This window comes from Gardnerella sp. Marseille-Q9185 (assembly GCF_046508745.1).
GTDB classification, from domain to species: domain Bacteria; phylum Actinomycetota; class Actinomycetes; order Actinomycetales; family Bifidobacteriaceae; genus Bifidobacterium; species Bifidobacterium greenwoodii.
Map to the genome: position 1 here is coordinate 287,329 of NZ_JBKFWK010000001.1, position 15,675 is coordinate 303,003.

Annotated in this window: 11 protein-coding genes; 2 read left to right on the forward strand and 9 right to left on the reverse strand. The window is 45.7% G+C overall.

The window, feature by feature from the left end; all coding sequences use genetic code 11:
- The first annotated feature begins 291 nt into the window (after positions 1 to 291).
- Together tkt and tal are read left to right on the forward strand one after the other, a co-directional pair.
- Complete coding sequence (gene tkt, locus ACLD5M_RS01130; protein WP_308581758.1) at positions 292 to 2,391, forward strand: transketolase; 2,100 nt, start codon at positions 292 to 294, stop codon at positions 2,389 to 2,391.
- 220 nt (positions 2,392 to 2,611) lie between these two features.
- Complete coding sequence (tal, locus tag ACLD5M_RS01135; protein WP_116794095.1) at positions 2,612 to 3,715, forward strand: transaldolase; 1,104 nt, start codon at positions 2,612 to 2,614, stop codon at positions 3,713 to 3,715.
- Between the two features lie 524 nt (positions 3,716 to 4,239).
- Here the strand turns inward: tal and ACLD5M_RS01140 are convergent.
- The 9 genes from ACLD5M_RS01140 to ACLD5M_RS01180 form a co-directional block, all read right to left on the reverse strand.
- Positions 4,240 to 6,189: a PASTA domain-containing protein gene (locus ACLD5M_RS01140; protein ID WP_410314384.1), complete on the reverse strand. Its 1,950-nt coding sequence runs from the start codon at positions 6,187 to 6,189 to the stop codon at positions 4,240 to 4,242.
- Between the two features lie 542 nt (positions 6,190 to 6,731).
- Positions 6,732 to 8,105, reverse strand: a complete 1,374-nt coding sequence (locus tag ACLD5M_RS01145) for an AMP-dependent synthetase (RefSeq protein WP_410314385.1) — start codon at positions 8,103 to 8,105, stop codon at positions 6,732 to 6,734.
- A gap of 335 nt (positions 8,106 to 8,440) precedes the next feature.
- On the reverse strand, positions 8,441 to 9,280 hold the full coding sequence (locus tag ACLD5M_RS01150) for an HAD hydrolase family protein (RefSeq protein ID WP_410314386.1): 840 nt from the start codon (positions 9,278 to 9,280) through the stop codon (positions 8,441 to 8,443).
- Positions 9,281 to 9,416: 136 nt separating this feature from the next.
- Positions 9,417 to 9,665: a preprotein translocase subunit SecG gene (secG, locus tag ACLD5M_RS01155; RefSeq protein ID WP_004127207.1), complete on the reverse strand. Its 249-nt coding sequence runs from the start codon at positions 9,663 to 9,665 to the stop codon at positions 9,417 to 9,419.
- 52 nt (positions 9,666 to 9,717) lie between these two features.
- Complete coding sequence (tpiA, locus tag ACLD5M_RS01160; protein ID WP_004137410.1) at positions 9,718 to 10,515, reverse strand: triose-phosphate isomerase; 798 nt, start codon at positions 10,513 to 10,515, stop codon at positions 9,718 to 9,720.
- 179 nt (positions 10,516 to 10,694) lie between these two features.
- Positions 10,695 to 11,900, reverse strand: coding sequence for a phosphoglycerate kinase (locus tag ACLD5M_RS01165; RefSeq protein ID WP_308582693.1), 1,206 nt, complete (start codon positions 11,898 to 11,900; stop codon positions 10,695 to 10,697).
- Between the two features lie 495 nt (positions 11,901 to 12,395).
- Positions 12,396 to 13,343 (reverse strand): DNA-binding protein WhiA, encoded by a 948-nt coding sequence (gene whiA / locus ACLD5M_RS01170; protein ID WP_019261085.1) that lies wholly within the window; start codon positions 13,341 to 13,343, stop codon positions 12,396 to 12,398.
- A gap of 204 nt (positions 13,344 to 13,547) precedes the next feature.
- A complete protein-coding gene (gene rapZ / locus ACLD5M_RS01175; protein WP_050543669.1) occupies positions 13,548 to 14,420 on the reverse strand; it encodes an RNase adapter RapZ in 873 nt (290 codons plus the stop codon).
- A gap of 86 nt (positions 14,421 to 14,506) precedes the next feature.
- Positions 14,507 to 15,667: a shikimate dehydrogenase family protein gene (locus ACLD5M_RS01180; RefSeq protein WP_410314387.1), complete on the reverse strand. Its 1,161-nt coding sequence runs from the start codon at positions 15,665 to 15,667 to the stop codon at positions 14,507 to 14,509.
- Between the last annotated feature and the right edge of the window lie 8 nt (positions 15,668 to 15,675).

Sequence of the window (15,675 nt, forward strand, 5' to 3'; positions counted from 1 at the left end):
AAATACGTCTAAATACTATATTTTTAATATCTATATTTCTAATATTTCTGATATTTTTTAGTATTTCTAATATTCATATAATAGTCTATTTCTTAGCACTCAACAGAGCATAAAAGCAAACTATTAGCAGAACACAAAAGCAAACTCGCAACAGAACATAAAAGCAAACTTTGACACACTTTGTAACATATTCGTCGCGCGCGAAAGATAGGATTGAAGGGCAATGAGAGGGTAAAAAGCCAGCGTAAGCTGTGCTTAAAAACCCGGATTATTGGAAGGAAAGTAGATCACATGACCGATTTCAACTGGTCTGCATTAGACGAGCGCGCCGTAAAGATGGCGAAGGTTCTCTCGGCTGATGCTGTTGAGCGAGCAGGACACGGACATCCTGGCTCCCCTGTTTCATTGGCACCAATTGCGTACACCCTGTACCAGCACTTCATTAAGCACGATCCTGCTGACCCAAAGTGGGCCGGACGCGATCGTTTTATTCTTTCTGGCGGTCACGCTTCGCTTACGCAATATGTGCAGTTGTTCTTCTCTGGTTACGGCTTGACTCTTGACGATCTCAAGTATTTCCGTGGCGGCGCTGACACGCGTACTCCAGGCCACCCAGAGTATGGCTTAACCCCAGGCATTGAAATGACCACCGGCCCACTCGGCCAGGGTCTTGCCTCTGCTGTTGGTTTCGCTTACGGCCAGCGTTTTGAGCGCGGTCTTCTTGACCCAGAAGCTCCAGCCGGCACTTCCCCATTCGATCACAAGGTATGGGTTATCTGCGGCGAAGGCGACGTTGAGGAAGGCGTTTCTTCTGAAGCTGCTTCCTTGGCTGGAAACCAGAAGCTCGGCAATTTGACCGTAATCTTCGATGCAAACCACATTCAGATTGAAGGCGACACTAAGCTCACCTTCTCTGAAGATATTCTTGCTCGTTACCGTGCATACGGTTGGTACACCGATGAAGTTAGCTTCGTTCAGCCAGACGGCTCCTACAAGGAAGACGTTCAGGCTTTGGCTGCAGCTATTGAAAAGGCTCAGGAAGTTACCGACAAGCCTCACTTCATTAAGGTTAATACTTTGATTGCTTGGCCAACCCCAGGCAAGACCGACAACGAAGCTTCCCACGGCTCCAAGCTTGGCGAAGAAGCTGTTAAGGGCTTGAAGGAACTTTGCGGTTTCGACCCAGAAGTTTCGTTCCCAATCGACGAAGAAGCTTTGGCTCACGCTCGCAAGGTTGCAGAGCGCGGCTTGGCTGCTCACAAGGCTTGGGATGAAGCTCTTGCAAAGTGGGCTGCCGCCAACCCAGATAAGGCTGCTCTTTACGAACGTCTTAAGGCTGGCAAGCTTCCAGAAGGCTTCGACAAGGCTATTGACGACTTGGTTGCTGGCTTCGAAGTTGGCTCTAAGGTTGCTACCCGTAAGGCTTCCGGCGCAGTTCTTAACGCAATTGCTGCTGTTATGCCAGAACTTTGGGGCGGTTCCGCAGATTTGGGCGGCTCCAACAACACCAACATTAAGGGCGCTGACTCCTTCGGTCCATCCGAAGACGCAACCCGCACTTGGCCAAACGTTTCCGAGCACGGTCGTCAGCTTCACTTCGGTGTGCGCGAGTTCGCAATGGGTGCTATTACCAACGGTATTTTGCTTGGTTCTGACACTCGCCCATTCAACGGCACCTTCTTCCAGTTCTCTGACTACGAGCGCCCAGCAGTTCGCTTGGCTGCTTTGATGGAGATTCCAAACCTCTACGTTTGGACCCACGATTCCGTAGCTTTGGGCGAAGATGGTCCAACTCACCAGCCAATCGAACACTTGGCTGCTTTCCGCGCTATTCCTCAGCTTGAGGTTGTGCGCCCAGCAGACGAGTACGAAACTGCTGAAGCTTACCGCTACTTCTTCGAAAAGAAGAACAGCTACCCAACTGCCATGATTTTGACTCGCCAAGGCGTTCCAACCCTCGCTGAGACTGCTGAAAAGGCTCGCGAAGGCGTGAAGCACGGCGCTTACGTTTTGGTTGATTGCGAAGGCACTCCAGACGTAATCATCATGGCAACCGGTTCCGAAGTTCAGTGGGCTGTTGCTGGCGCCAAGACTTTGGCTGCTGAAGGCATTAAGGCTCGCGTTCTTTCCATGCCATCCCTCGAATGGTTCGAAGAGCAGGACGAAGAGTACAAGGAAGCAATCTTGCCAAAGTCCGTTAAGGCTCGCGTTTCCATCGAAGCTGGCTTGGCATTGCCTTGGTACAAGTATCTTGGCGATTGCGGCAAGGCTGTTTCTATTGAACAGTACGGCTTGCAGGGTGACGGCGGTCAGAACATGATCGACTTGGGCATTACTGCTGAGCACGTAGTAGAAGCTGCTAAGGCTTCTATCGAAGAAGCTCGCGCCTAAGGTAACTTGGCAAAAAGCAAGTAAGCAAAATAAAGCTTGATGTATCAAAATAAAATTGGTATGTCACAAAACTAGAAGTGCTAACGAAACACTTCACAAGAAACAGCGACGGCGTGTTGATGCCGAGCTACCGTTGGTTCGACATCAACCGCTGTTTCTTGTAAAAACGCCAAAATACCGACGTGCCCCAATTGGTGGAGCACAGTGTTAAGGAGATAACATGACTGAAGCAACGCAGCGCACTAGCGATTCCGGCGTTTCTATTTGGTTGGACGATTTGTCCCGCACCCGCATTGAGTCCGGCTCTTTGCAGGATTTGATTGCTAACAAGAATGTTGTTGGCGTTACCACCAACCCATCCATCTTCCAGAAGGCTTTGAGCCAGGTTGGCCCATACGATGCACAGCTTAAGGAACTCGGCAAGGTCGACGTTGAAACTGCTATCCGCGAGTTGACCACCACCGATGTTCGTAACGCAACCGATATCTTCCGCGAGATCGCTGAAAAGACCGACTTCGTTGACGGCCGCGTCTCCATCGAAGTTGACCCACGCTTGGCTCACGATACTGCTAACACTGAGAAGCAGGCTGAAGAGCTTTGGGCAAAGGTTGATCGTCCAAACGTTATGATCAAGATTCCAGCAACTTTGGAAGGTCTTCCAGCTATCACCGCTACCCTTGCTAAGGGTATTTCCGTGAACGTAACCTTGATCTTCTCCCTCGAGCGTTACGAGCAGGTTATCGACGCCTTCATCGAAGGTATTGCTCAGGCAGATGCTAACGGCCATGACTTGAAGCACATTGGTTCCGTAGCTTCCTTCTTCGTCTCCCGCGTTGATAGCGCTGTTGACAAGCTCCTCGAAGAGAACGGCTCCGAAGAAGCTAAGGCTCTTGAAGGCAAGGCTGCTGTTGCTAACGCTCGCTTGGCTTACGAACTCTTCGAGAAGAAGTTCGCAGCTGACCCACGTTGGGCTGCTCTTGAAGCTAAGGGCGCTAAGAAGCAGCGTCCACTTTGGGCTTCTACCGGCACCAAGAACGCAGCTTACTCCGATTGCAAGTACGTTGACGAGTTGGTTGCTGAGCATGTTGTGAACACCATGCCAGAAAAGACTTTGAACGCTCTTGCTGATCACGGCAACGGCGCTGCTTCCGTTAAGGGCACTTACGAAGAGAGCCACGCTGTTATGAACAAGCTTGCTGAGCTTGGCATCAACATTAAGGACGTTACCGACAAGCTTGAGGCCGACGGTGTTGCCGCCTTCATCAAGTCTTGGGATTCCGTGATTGCTGACGTACAGTCCGGCATCGATCGCGTAAACGCCTGATTTTGCTAATCGTCTGATAGCGAAACTGCTAATCAGCGAAACCGCTAAATAACGAAACCGCACCTTGCGTATGTACTAATCTTACGCGGGTGCGGTTTTTGTTTTGCGTTTTTATCAATCGCAATAAAATAAGTTACCCAGTGTTACTAACTCAGTCAACAAACTGAGAAAGTAACAGTAATCACCCAAACACCGTTACTAACTCAGCAAAGTATCTGAGAAAGTAACGGTAATTGACACAACACCGTTACTAACTCAGCTAACAAACTGAGAAAATAACGGTAATTGACACAACACAGTTACTAACTCAGCCAACCAACTGAGAAAATAACGGTAATAAGCACAACACCGTTACTAACTCAGTCAACCAACTGAGAAAGTAACGGTAATTACTTGCCAGAAAGAGTTTGCCAGCGAGATTTGGTTAAAACATTACGATGGCGCACGCGAGTTTCCTAAGCGAGCGCTTAGAGCGCGAGCACCATCCCACGTTTGGAGGGCTACACGAACAAACCGTCAATCTGTTACTTAAGCGAACTCCAATCAAACGGCTGCTCAACAAGATAGTACGCATTGCTGTCATCCGGAGCAGGCGCAAACGGCACAGGCTTATGCTTGCTAGTCGGCACAAACGGATTATCTGAGGTCGAATACTCGCCATCAAACGGCACAACAGTTTCTTTGTAAATCTTAGGATCCCTACGCAAAATAAATGGACGATTAGGATCCGGCTGCGTTTTACCTTTGCCTTTAAAATATCCGCTACTTTCCAGCTCACTAAGTTTTGCATTCACCGGAATTGCAACAAAGAAATCAGTCATTCTATAGCTCATACCGGTCCACTTCTTATGATTGTGCAAATCCATAAATAGAGACAGAACATCGCCATTGTAATTCTTCAGATGACCAGCTTCACACACTTTTTGATCTAAAATAGGCAACAAATACAAATCATCACCGCAATAAGGTACACCAAGCGACTGATAAAATTCAATAGCGCCAGTATCTCCAGCTATAAGATGATTATGCATAAGATCCTTCATATGTGGATCAAGCTTTTCTCCACTCGTAACTGACACAGAAGAAATAACGTCTAGAATCATTTGCATTAAATTATCTGTTGACATTTCAAGCGTATTTGGAGTGTAGCTACGTAATGTTCGGTCAAATGACGAACTAAAATTATCACCCGGATACCCGTTTATAGTATAGATACGTGTTTCCTTCTGATATTCGTTAGGAGTATAAATAGTTGTTGCTCCCAAATTTATGCAGTCACCGGATTTAGTGCACCAAGTTCCAAGCAAAGGCTCCATAAATTCTATAAACTGTAGTTTTGTATTGCCCTTTTTATACTCTAAAGACTTACCTTTCATATCCGTTGCAATAGCAGTTCTTGCGCCCGACGCGTCAACGCCATAGAGAAGATCAATATGACCTCCAGTAACTTGCGATCCAAGCGAAGGATAAGTTCCCATAATTTTGCCTATCATTTTTTTAGACGCAAAATGAGGCTTTAAAGTAATATCGTTAAAACCAAGAGAGTTGAGCTTTTCCTTGGCTTTATCTTTATCCATGCCGAATATATTTACAGGAATACCCTTGTTTTTGCTTGCGACGGCAAGATTGATAACGCCCTTATTCCCATTTATAACGGAATAGCCTGGCATAGGCTCGGAGCCAATCACTTCCCCACTCGGCTTATTATCAACAACAACATTGTGGACTTTTACTTCCACGCCCATCTTTTTAAGAATCTTAGTAACTGAACCAACTTTTTTGCCAACTATGCCTTCAGACGGCACGCCCGGGCCTTTGGACTGAACAATCGTAACAGGATTAAATTTAAAAACTGAATTTCCCGGATTCGTACCGTCAAGTCTTAAGAAACTTCCGCGCTTGCGCTTGTTAAATTCGCCTTTAATTCTTACGCTTAAGCCCTGCTTTTCAAGCTTTTTAGTCATTTTTGTTATGCTTGTGCGCGCAAATTCTGAAGCATTAGGCAACTTAACTTTGTTAAGTTCGAAATAAAGAAATGTACCAAGAGCAGCGGCAATAACGATTGAAGCAGCAACAACAACCGCGATTATTACCCTCATTTTATCTACTTTGTGTACTTCGCTATTTTCGCTATTTTCGCGGTTTTCGCGATTTTCGCGATTTTCATTTTGCGGAGGATTTTGCGAAGGATTGTACGGAAGCTGCGAGTCTGTAGGATAGCTGACAAACTGGGATTGCTGGTCTGCTGCAGGCTGATTGATTACCAAAGTCTGCTGTTCTTCCGGCTGATTGACAAACTGGGATTGCTGGTCTGCTGCAGGCTGATTGATTACCAAAGTCTGCTGCTCTTCCGGCTGATTGCTAAACTGAGTCGTCTGCGAATCTGAAGGACGACTATTTACTGGAGCACCGCAATTTTCGCAAAATGACCAGTTATCTTCAAGAGCGCTACCACACTGTATACAAAACGCCATAACACACCTTCTTTGCCGGCACCTTCTTTATTGGCGCCTCATATTGCTCTCTTTACAAAAACCAATATACTCCAACCGCCAAAAAATGCTGCGATCCACACGACACCGTTACTAACTCAGTAAAGTATCTGAGAAAGTAACAGTAATAAGCAAAACACCGTTACTAACTCAGCTAACCAACTGAGAAAATAACGGTAATCACCCAAACACCGTTACTAACTCAGCCAACCAACTGAGAAAGTAACAGTAATCACCCAAACACCGTTACTAACTCAGCAAAGTATCTGAGAAAATAACAGTAATAAGCAAGGTCTGCCTTCGTCTAGATTGACGAAGGAAGGGCAGATTCGCGTGGTTGTGCTTTAGAAACTAGGTTGTGATTGATGTGCGCGACGACATGCTTGAGCGCAGCACAGCGCGCGCGAAAGCAACTCGGAGCGGAAACTCACTAGCGAGCGTAATCCACGCAAGTGCCAACTGCACGCGGGTCTGAAAACTGTCAACCAGAGACACTAACGCAGAACAACGCTAAGCGCCCGCTCTCATCCAACGCGCATAATCCGCGGCACACCAGCCTCAACAAGCTTCCGCTCAAGATTCTTAACACCAACAACATCCGCAAAATTAAAACGCACAATCTTACTCACGCCGCACTCACTAAAAAGCACCGACTCACGCTCCGCCTGCCTATCAATATTGCGATTAATAGCGGCCTGATTGTAGGAATTACGCAACATTTGAGTATCTGCCGAAGAATTAAAGTTGATATTCGCATGCGTAGAATTAGTCGAATCAACAAAATACTTGTCATACCCATCAAGCTCACCAACAATCAGGCCACCGCCTGAAACCCGCCACAAAAAATCACACCTATACTTAACCCTAGAATTAGGCGCAACAAACTCATGCTGCAACTCAGGAACCATAAATCCAAGATCAATCATCGTTCCGCGCGCGAAAGACTCGCCGCCATTCTCGCTTAAACCATTCTTAAAAAAACAAAGGCGACGCAGCTTAAGAAGCGAATATTCCTTACTACAAGATTTTCCAAATCCGCCGCCAGCAAATGCATTCGCAAACGACTCCGCAGAATTAGCACTAACTACACTCTTCTCACGAGTACGCAAATCTTCATACTCTTCATTAAATGAATCGTACTCATCATAAACGTCGTTCACGTATTGAAACTCATTAGCGCAACCATTTCTACGTCCGCCAGCAGAAGCACCGTATCTTCTTTCGCAAATCTCAAGAACCTTGTTAAAGTTCACGTTATCGCGCGCAGCAGAATCAAAAATCGGCAAAGCTGTCCTAAAATTCACAGTATTCGCAACATCAAAAAGCATCGTGCTCTTGTCAACAATATGACTTCTAATCTCGTAACTTACTCTGTCGCTTGAATGCGGAAGCGTAATAAGCTGCCCATCATACTTGCGACTCGGCTGCACAATACGCACGTCGTCACTTGTACCATCCAGCTCTTTGCATGTTCGCATAATCCTATGCAAATACGGATTATCGTTAGCAGACTTGTGCACAGAACTACGGACATAAATCTTCGTTGAACTTACAGAAGGACTGAAGTTGCGCTGAATATTATCACTACCATCTTCTACATCATCATAATTTTCCACAATATCATAGCCAAGTAACGCAGCAGCAGTAAGACCAGTGAACTTCCATTCTGGATAAATCTCCATTAAAGAAATAGCTATGTGACGCATTTTTTCAGACGGATATAGCTTCTGCCAGTACTCAGTTCGCGCGCAAAGATTACGGAAAGTGCGCACAAAAGTGCCTTTCTTCACGCATCTATACGCATACTGCTTTTGTGCACTAGTAATTGGTCGTATACATTGATGATTACTTTCTGCATTTTCGATCATGCGTATTATTTCGTTGCTAGTATTGCTCATACAATTTATTATTCAAAGATACAATATTTGCTCAATAAATTTTGAGCATTGTGGATAAAAGGTATTACAGGAAGATAGTAAGCGTTACTAACTCAGTCAACCAACTGAGAAAATAACAGTAATAAGCAAAACACCGTTACTAACTCAGTCAACCAACTGAGAAAATAACGGTAATAAGCTCAACACCGTTACTAACTCAGTCAACCAACTGAGAAAATAACGGTAATAAGCAAAACACCGTTACTAACTCAGTAATCCAACTGAGAAAATAACGGTAATCACCCAAACACCGTTATTAACGCAGAAAGCAAACTGCACCAGTAACGAAAGGTGTGTTATTCGCAATCTACTAAAAGGTTTGAATTAAGCCAGTTAGCAACGCCGTCGTCGTTGTTGGAAGCGCAAACTTCGTCCGCAATCTCAAGCAAACGCTGATTACTATTCGCAACCGCAACACCGTATCCTCCGGCGCGAAACATATCGATATCAATAATATCGTCGCCAAAAACAACAGTACGGCTAGGCTTCACACCAAGACGATCGCAAATAACGTTCAGCGCGTGCCCTTTGTTTGCAAGAGGATTCGTGAGCATCCACAACACGTCTTCGCTAATATGCAATGAAAAATCGCTCGGAAGAATACGCTGAAGCTGCTCCTTCTCGCAATCTCGCGGCACAATAATAATTTTGTCTGCAATACCGTGCGGAACGTTAGAAAAGTCGGTAATAACAAAATCTTGCTTACTCCAAAGCATACGAACATCAAAATTAGTGTAACGAACGTCGTTCATCACAATACCAAGACGGAGCGTAGGGATTTCACTCAGCAATCGCAAGCACACATCACTCGCAAGCTTAGAGTCAAAACCAAAGCGAGTAAGAGTATCAATACTTCGCTGCGAAGTAAGTTCAGAAACAGTGCTGTGAGCGCAATCAAAATCAATAAGAGCACCGTTTAGATACGCACAAACTTGAGCTTTTAAATCGTGAACAAAATCAAAAGCACTTCCAACAGGACGAGCCGTAATAATAGCAAGCGGAATCCCAGATTCATGCAAACGCTCAGCAGCTTGCATAGTTTCGCGGCTTAAAAAGCGGCATTCAAAAGTATCGGAATCGTGAAGCATAGTGCCGTCAAGATCAGCAATTACTAAAGAAGGAGAAAAACGAAGCATTGTAAGAACCTAAATAAACGAGACAAAACAAACGAGCCTAAATAGTCAAACCTAAATAGACGAACCTAAATAGTCGAACCCAAATAAACGAAAAGCGCACAATCTACTGACCATGCGCTTTTTACAAAAAGAATACTTAAATTAGAGAGAACTTAGTCATTAAGTTCAAAATAACAATTACCGCAACCCAAATCAGTGCAATAATCACTGTCCAACGGTTCAAATTCTTTTCTGCAACACCAGAACTACCGGCGTTCTTCGTTAAACCGCCGCCGAACATGTCGGAAAGGCCGCCGCCCTTGCCCTTGTGCATCAAAATTAACAGTGTGAGCAAAATGCTAGTAAGCACAAGCAATACCTGCAAAACGATTTTCAGAGCGGACACAAGTAACCTCCTGTCTTAGAGTACCCGACTAATCTTAATAAGAACCGTTGACCTATAGACGCGATTGTGCTGCGGTGAGTCGCACAATATTCGACAACTCCTCTGCATCCAAAGAAGCTCCGCCAACCAAAAATCCGTCAACATCAGGCTCAGCAATAAGACTTGCAGCGTTGGAAGAAGTCACAGATCCGCCGTAAAGAATACGAACAGTATCCGCAACGTCACTTCCAAAAGTTGCGCGCAAATCTTCGCGAATAGCAGACGCCGCTTCCTGCGCCGACTGAGCAGTAGCAACCATGCCCGTGCCGATTGCCCACACAGGTTCATAAGCAATAATCAAGCGCTTAGCTTGTTTTGTGTCCAAATCGCGCGTTACGTCATGAACCTGACCAACAGCAAAATCAAGCTCAATACCCTGCTTGCGTTCCTCAAAACTTTCGCCGACGCACAAAATTGGAGTCATTCCAGCAGCAAGAACCGCACGCACCTGGTCTACAATATTCGCATCGTCTTCCGGATGATACTTTCGGCGCTCAGAATGCCCAACAATAACCATTGAGCATCCAAGACTAGCAAGCATATCTGCAGAAACATCGCCTGTAAAAGCGCCTTGAGCAGTAACGGAAACTGCTTGCGCTCCGTACAATATTGGCAGACGATCAGACTCAACAAGAACCTGCACGCTTCGTATAGAAGTAAAAGAAGGCATAAGAGCCACTTCGCAATCGCGGTAGTCGTAGTGCGCGTCACGCAAAAGCCACGCAAATTTTTGTATAAAATGCGTTGCTTCGCGGTGATTGAAGTTCATTTTCCAATTACCTGCGACTAGCGGCTTTCTTTTAACAACCATAATCACCCTTAAAAATTGAGGATTGAAGATTAATAGTATTACGCAATATTTTACGCGAATTAGTATTATGCCGACTCCGATTTACAAAAGATTCATAAAATCGAAAGCCGGCATAATTGAAAACATTTAGTTTACTTACGACTTGCGTAAAATTTATTTACGACTTGCGTAAAGCTTATTTACTCAAGCACGCTCAAGCCTGGAAGAGTCTTGCCTTCCAAGAACTCGAGGGAAGCGCCACCACCAGTGGAGATGTGTGAGAAGCCATCTTCCGCAAAGCCAAGATTACGCACTGCGGAAGCAGAATCGCCGCCGCCAACAATGGTGAAAGTACCGTTCTTAGTTGCGTCAACCAAGCCCTGAGCTACAGCACGAGTGCCAGCAGCAAACTCTGGAACTTCAAACACACCCATAGGACCGTTCCACACAACAGTCTTGGAATCGACAATCTTGTCGTGGAAAAGCTTCTGAGAATCAGGGCCAATATCCAAGCCCATCTTGTCCGCTGGAATAGCGTCAGCTGGAACAACTTCTGGAGCAACAGGAGTATCTCCTGCTGGGAAGCCAGCGTTCACAACAATATCGGTTGGAAGAACAAGCTCAACGCCGTTCTTCTTAGCGGTTTCAATGTAGCCCTTAACTTTTTCGAGCTGATCTTCCTCAAGCAAGGAAGTACCAACTTCGTGACCCAAAGCCTTGAGGAAGGTGAACACCATGCCGCCACCAATAACAAGACGATCAGCCTTAGAAAGCAAGTTTTCAATAACGCCAAGCTTGTCGGAAACCTTGGAGCCGCCGAGAACAACAGTCAAAGGACGCTCTGGATTTTCGGTTGCACGAGAAAGTGCCTTAACTTCCTTTTCAACAAGCAAGCCGGCAGCTGCTGGAAGATCTGCAGCAACATCGTAGTTAGAGCCCTGAGCGCGGTGAACAACACCGAAACCGTCGGAAACAAATACGTCACCAAGAGCCGCAATCTTCTTAGCGTAAGCTGCGCGCTCGGAAGCATCCTTGCTGGTTTCTTCTGCGTTAAAGCGCACGTTTTCAAGCAAAACAACGTCACCGTTGTTCATTGCGGCAACCTTAGCTTGTGCATCCTCACCGTAGGTGTCTGCAGCCAAAGCAACTTTCACGCCGAGAAGCTCACCTAAACGAGCTGCAACTGGAGCCAAAGAAAGCTCTGGAACAACCTGACCCTTTGGACGACCAAGGTGAGCCATCAAAATCACCTTCGCACCCTGCTCGCGCAAAGCCTTAATTGTTGGCAAAGCAGCACGAATACGACCATCATCGGTAATCGTAGTACCCTTGAGAGGAACGTTAAAATCTGCGCGAACCAAAACGCGCTTGCCGCTCAAATCTCCCAAATCTTTCAGTGTCTTCATTGGTATCCTTTCCAGATCTATTGGCTTACCATACTGGCTTAATGCGTTCAAAAAGACTTAAAATCAGCCTAAACATTAACTCAATGCCGTGTGCAATTATACCGCAAGTCTTCAACAATCCCCTATGAGCCACGCAGCTTTGCATCAGCGCTCTGCGGACGTTGCGTCTGAAGCTTTGCAGTAATGCTTTGCTAACGGTGAGTACTTATTGCTTAAAGAACACTAGCATTCATGCTGCTGCACAATCCACACCAGGCACTCCTACCACACCAAAAAATAACGGTGGGTGAATTTAAGCGTGAGAGGTGGGTGTTGCTTGTAGAGCAATATAAAAGCGGAGCGATAGTAATATCTTGTTGAGAAATAACTATTTTTGAAAGAAAGTAACTAAAAAACTAAACTTAACTATGCAACCACTAAGTCCAAATAAGGTATAAGAGCGTAGCGCTGCGAGACAAGTAACACCCACCTCTCACAGCCACATAAAAACCCGCACTAAAGCTGCTGCATGCGCGACTTCTCAACCTTCGCCGAAAGCTGCAAAAGTCTACGAATTCGTCCTGCAATAGCATCCTTCGTAATTGGAGGATCAGCCAAATGACCAAGCTCTTCCAAGCTTGCGTCACTGTGCTCCAAGCGAAGCTTTCCAGCCATCAGCAAATTATCTGGAATATCGTCGCCCAAAATGTCGAATGCGTGACGAACTTTTTCGCAAGCTTCGGCAGCAGCTTTTGCGCTACGTCGCATATTTGCATCGTCAAAGTTTGCAAGACGATTAGCTTTTCCGCGGGCTTCACCGTCTGAGCGCTTGCCTGTCCATTCGCGAGCAGAGCGAGGAGCTCCGATTAAGTTAAGCATGCGTTCGATTGCGTCGGAATCGCGCAATGTTACGCGCTCGGAACTGCGCACTTGGCGAGCTTTAGCTGTAATACCTAAGCGAGCTGCCATAGTTTGCAAAGCGTTTGCAGCTTCGTGAGTTGGGCACACGACTTCCAAGTAGCTTGCTTTGCCAGGATCGGAAATTGCGCCGTGAGCTAGGAATGCACCACGCCATGCTGCCTTAATTTGAGCGATACTTCCGCCGATAATTTCTGGGGCCAGGCCTGCAACAATGCGCATGCGACGGTCAAGTAAACCAGATTGTAGTGCTAATGCTGCAGCACCGTGATCAACAACTACGTCGTAACGAAGAACAGTACCAGTTGGAGTCTGACGCGAAACCTGCGAAATGGTCGCCTCGCGCTGGAAGTGCGTCTTTAAGACCTCTACAAGCCACTGTGCGGAACGCTGAGAGTCAAACTGAGCGCGAATCACAGCTTGGTTATTTACTGGCCTTAAACCGCCAGCAAAGCGCATCATAGCTGCCGCTTGAGCCATAATGACCGTCGGGAGCTCATTGTTGTTGGAAACGAGTTCATTTTTGACGTCGTCAAGAAGAGCCAAGGGACAACCTCCTACTTTTGTTCTTCTTAAAATATGCGTGCTGTTGGATACTCGCATGATGCGTTTGAACACGACATGCCCGGCTTTCTGTGATACAGAATACGTTGGACATTTTAGCGTTATTTGCACACGTTTGCATATACTTTTAGCACAAAATTTTTGCGTTTACTAAATTACTTGTTTTATTACTTACTTTATTACCTACTACCTGCGCTGCAATTCGCGTGCAGATACCGTAACCTGCAAACCGTGCAATCGCAAGCGTCTTGCAAGCTCAATGCTTGTAGCAACTGAGCGATGCTGCCCGCCTGTGCAGCCTACTGCAATCGTAACGTAATGCTTATCTTCTTTAGCAAAACCGTCGATAGCGGTAAGCAGCGCCTTTTCGTAAGAGTCCAAAAAAGCGACTGCTGCAGGATTAGAAAGCACGTAATCGCTTACAGCTTTGTCTTTTCCGGTTAAATCACGAAGAGCCGGAACCCAGAATGGGTTAGGCAAAAATCGCATATCAACCACAAAATCAGCATCCATTGGCATGCCGTACTTAAAACCAAAGCTGAAAATATGCACGGCCACAGTGGAAGAGCCTTTGCCAAGTAGACCTTCGTAAAGTTTGGTTGAAAGTTGGTGAATACTAAGAGTTGAAGTATCGATAATAATATCCGCGCAATCTTTCAAATGGCTAAGCAGCTCCCGCTCTTCTAAAATGCCATCAATAAGTCTTCCTCCGCGCTGCAAAGGATGAGGCCTTCTAACGGACTCGTAGCGTTTAATAAGCACGGAGTCTGAAGCGTCTAAGAACAATATTCGCGTTTTTACGCCAAGCTCGTCAATATGCGCAAGAACCGCAAACAAATCGTCGAAGTATCCGCGCGAGCGCACGTCAATAACAGCAGCAAGCTTATGCACTTTTGAGCCGGATGACGTCATCATATCTACCAGCGGTATAAGCAGTTTTGGAGGAAGATTATCAATAACGTACCAACCCATGTCTTCCAACGCGTTAGCAGCGTGCGAGCGCCCGGCTCCACTCATGCCGGTGATTAGCATAACTTCAAAACCGTCTGCTAATTGCATGTTGATTGCGCCGTGAGTATTTGCGTCTAATTCTTGATTCGCGCTATTTTGCATATCGCTTTTCGCATCAGCTTGATTTTCGGCGCTCATAATGCCTCCTGTAATGCTTTTCGCATGCAATCAATTAAATCTTTAGGATCTTTAGAATTATCGTAATCTTCGGTCTTGTCAGAATCATTATTAGAAATATTTTCCGCGATTACTTCAGATTTTACTTCAGCTTCTTCTTTAGAATTTCTGTACTCAAACGTCATAAGCTTTACTTGCTCTAAAGCTTGATACAAAAGCATTTCTTCGCCGCCAATCCCCAATCCGTATTGCCTCCACGCGCTAAGAAGCATGCTTGGTCGAGGATCGTACACTACGTCAAGCAGTGTTCCTAGGCTTTTTACGCGCCTATTTTTGCAGTATGCTTTTAGCGCTACTGCCAGTCCGTCTGCAACGTGCGCTGGAACAGTGCTTATTACAATATCTGCTTCTGCAATTGCGCGAATTGCGTCTAAGGAACTTAAAGATTGCAAAATGAGAGATTCGTCACATTTTAATATTTCTTCGCTAATTTTTGGAAACTCAATCCCTATAACCGATTCGTAATTTGCGTCGGTTTCATTGCTTTTCTTTTCGCTACTTTCATTTTCGCTACTTTCTAAGCACGGCTCTATGCTTCTGCTGTTTGGAGAATCAGCGCAATACGCGCGCAGAAGATTATTAAAACGTTCAACGCCTTTTACGCTACCGTCATTTTCAGTTCTAGCAATCACTTTAACCTGCTCAAGCTTTGAGGCTTGCGCAATTTCTATAAGTGCCGCCATTGCTGAAGATGCCGTGTTGCCGCTGCCAATAATAACAGCTTTTTTCACGCCGCTTATTCTCTCGTGCAACGCTACAATAAAAGCCATAATTATGCCACTTACGTCCGTGTTACAAAGTTCAATTTGCGAAGGCGATGCTGTTGCTGGATTGCTGGTAAAAATCGCTGTGTTTGCTACGTTAAGCGCTTTAGACCAGTAGTCGCAAGGAGTGCCGAGTTTCATTACGGTTTTTTTAAGCGGCATTGTAAGGCTTAAGCCTTTCCAAGAATCGTCAAGATTAGATATAAAATCAGCTAGCTCAGCTTCGCTTACCTTTTCTTTGCTGTATTGCCAATTTGTAAGTCCTAAAGCTTTATAAGCAGCGTTGTGCAATACTGGAGATAGCGAGTGCGAAATAGGATCTCCTAAAACTGCACAACGATATATTTTTGACATAATCACTC

What these genes read in the sequence shown, in the direction of transcription:
- tal (WP_116794095.1), top strand. Translation starts at nt 2,612, where the DNA reads ATGACTGAAGCAACGCAGCGCACTAGCGATTCCGGCGTTTCTATTTGG.
- tpiA (WP_004137410.1), bottom strand. Translation starts at nt 10,515, where the DNA reads ATGGTTGTTAAAAGAAAGCCGCTAGTCGCAGGTAATTGGAAAATGAAC.
- tkt (WP_308581758.1), top strand. Translation starts at nt 292, where the DNA reads ATGACCGATTTCAACTGGTCTGCATTAGACGAGCGCGCCGTAAAGATG.
- ACLD5M_RS01165 (WP_308582693.1), bottom strand. Translation starts at nt 11,900, where the DNA reads ATGAAGACACTGAAAGATTTGGGAGATTTGAGCGGCAAGCGCGTTTTG.
- ACLD5M_RS01140 (WP_410314384.1), bottom strand. Translation starts at nt 6,189, where the DNA reads ATGGCGTTTTGTATACAGTGTGGTAGCGCTCTTGAAGATAACTGGTCA.
- ACLD5M_RS01150 (WP_410314386.1), bottom strand. Translation starts at nt 9,280, where the DNA reads ATGCTTCGTTTTTCTCCTTCTTTAGTAATTGCTGATCTTGACGGCACT.
- ACLD5M_RS01180 (WP_410314387.1), bottom strand. Translation starts at nt 15,667, where the DNA reads ATGTCAAAAATATATCGTTGTGCAGTTTTAGGAGATCCTATTTCGCAC.
- ACLD5M_RS01145 (WP_410314385.1), bottom strand. Translation starts at nt 8,105, where the DNA reads ATGAGCAATACTAGCAACGAAATAATACGCATGATCGAAAATGCAGAA.
- rapZ (WP_050543669.1), bottom strand. Translation starts at nt 14,420, where the DNA reads ATGCAATTAGCAGACGGTTTTGAAGTTATGCTAATCACCGGCATGAGT.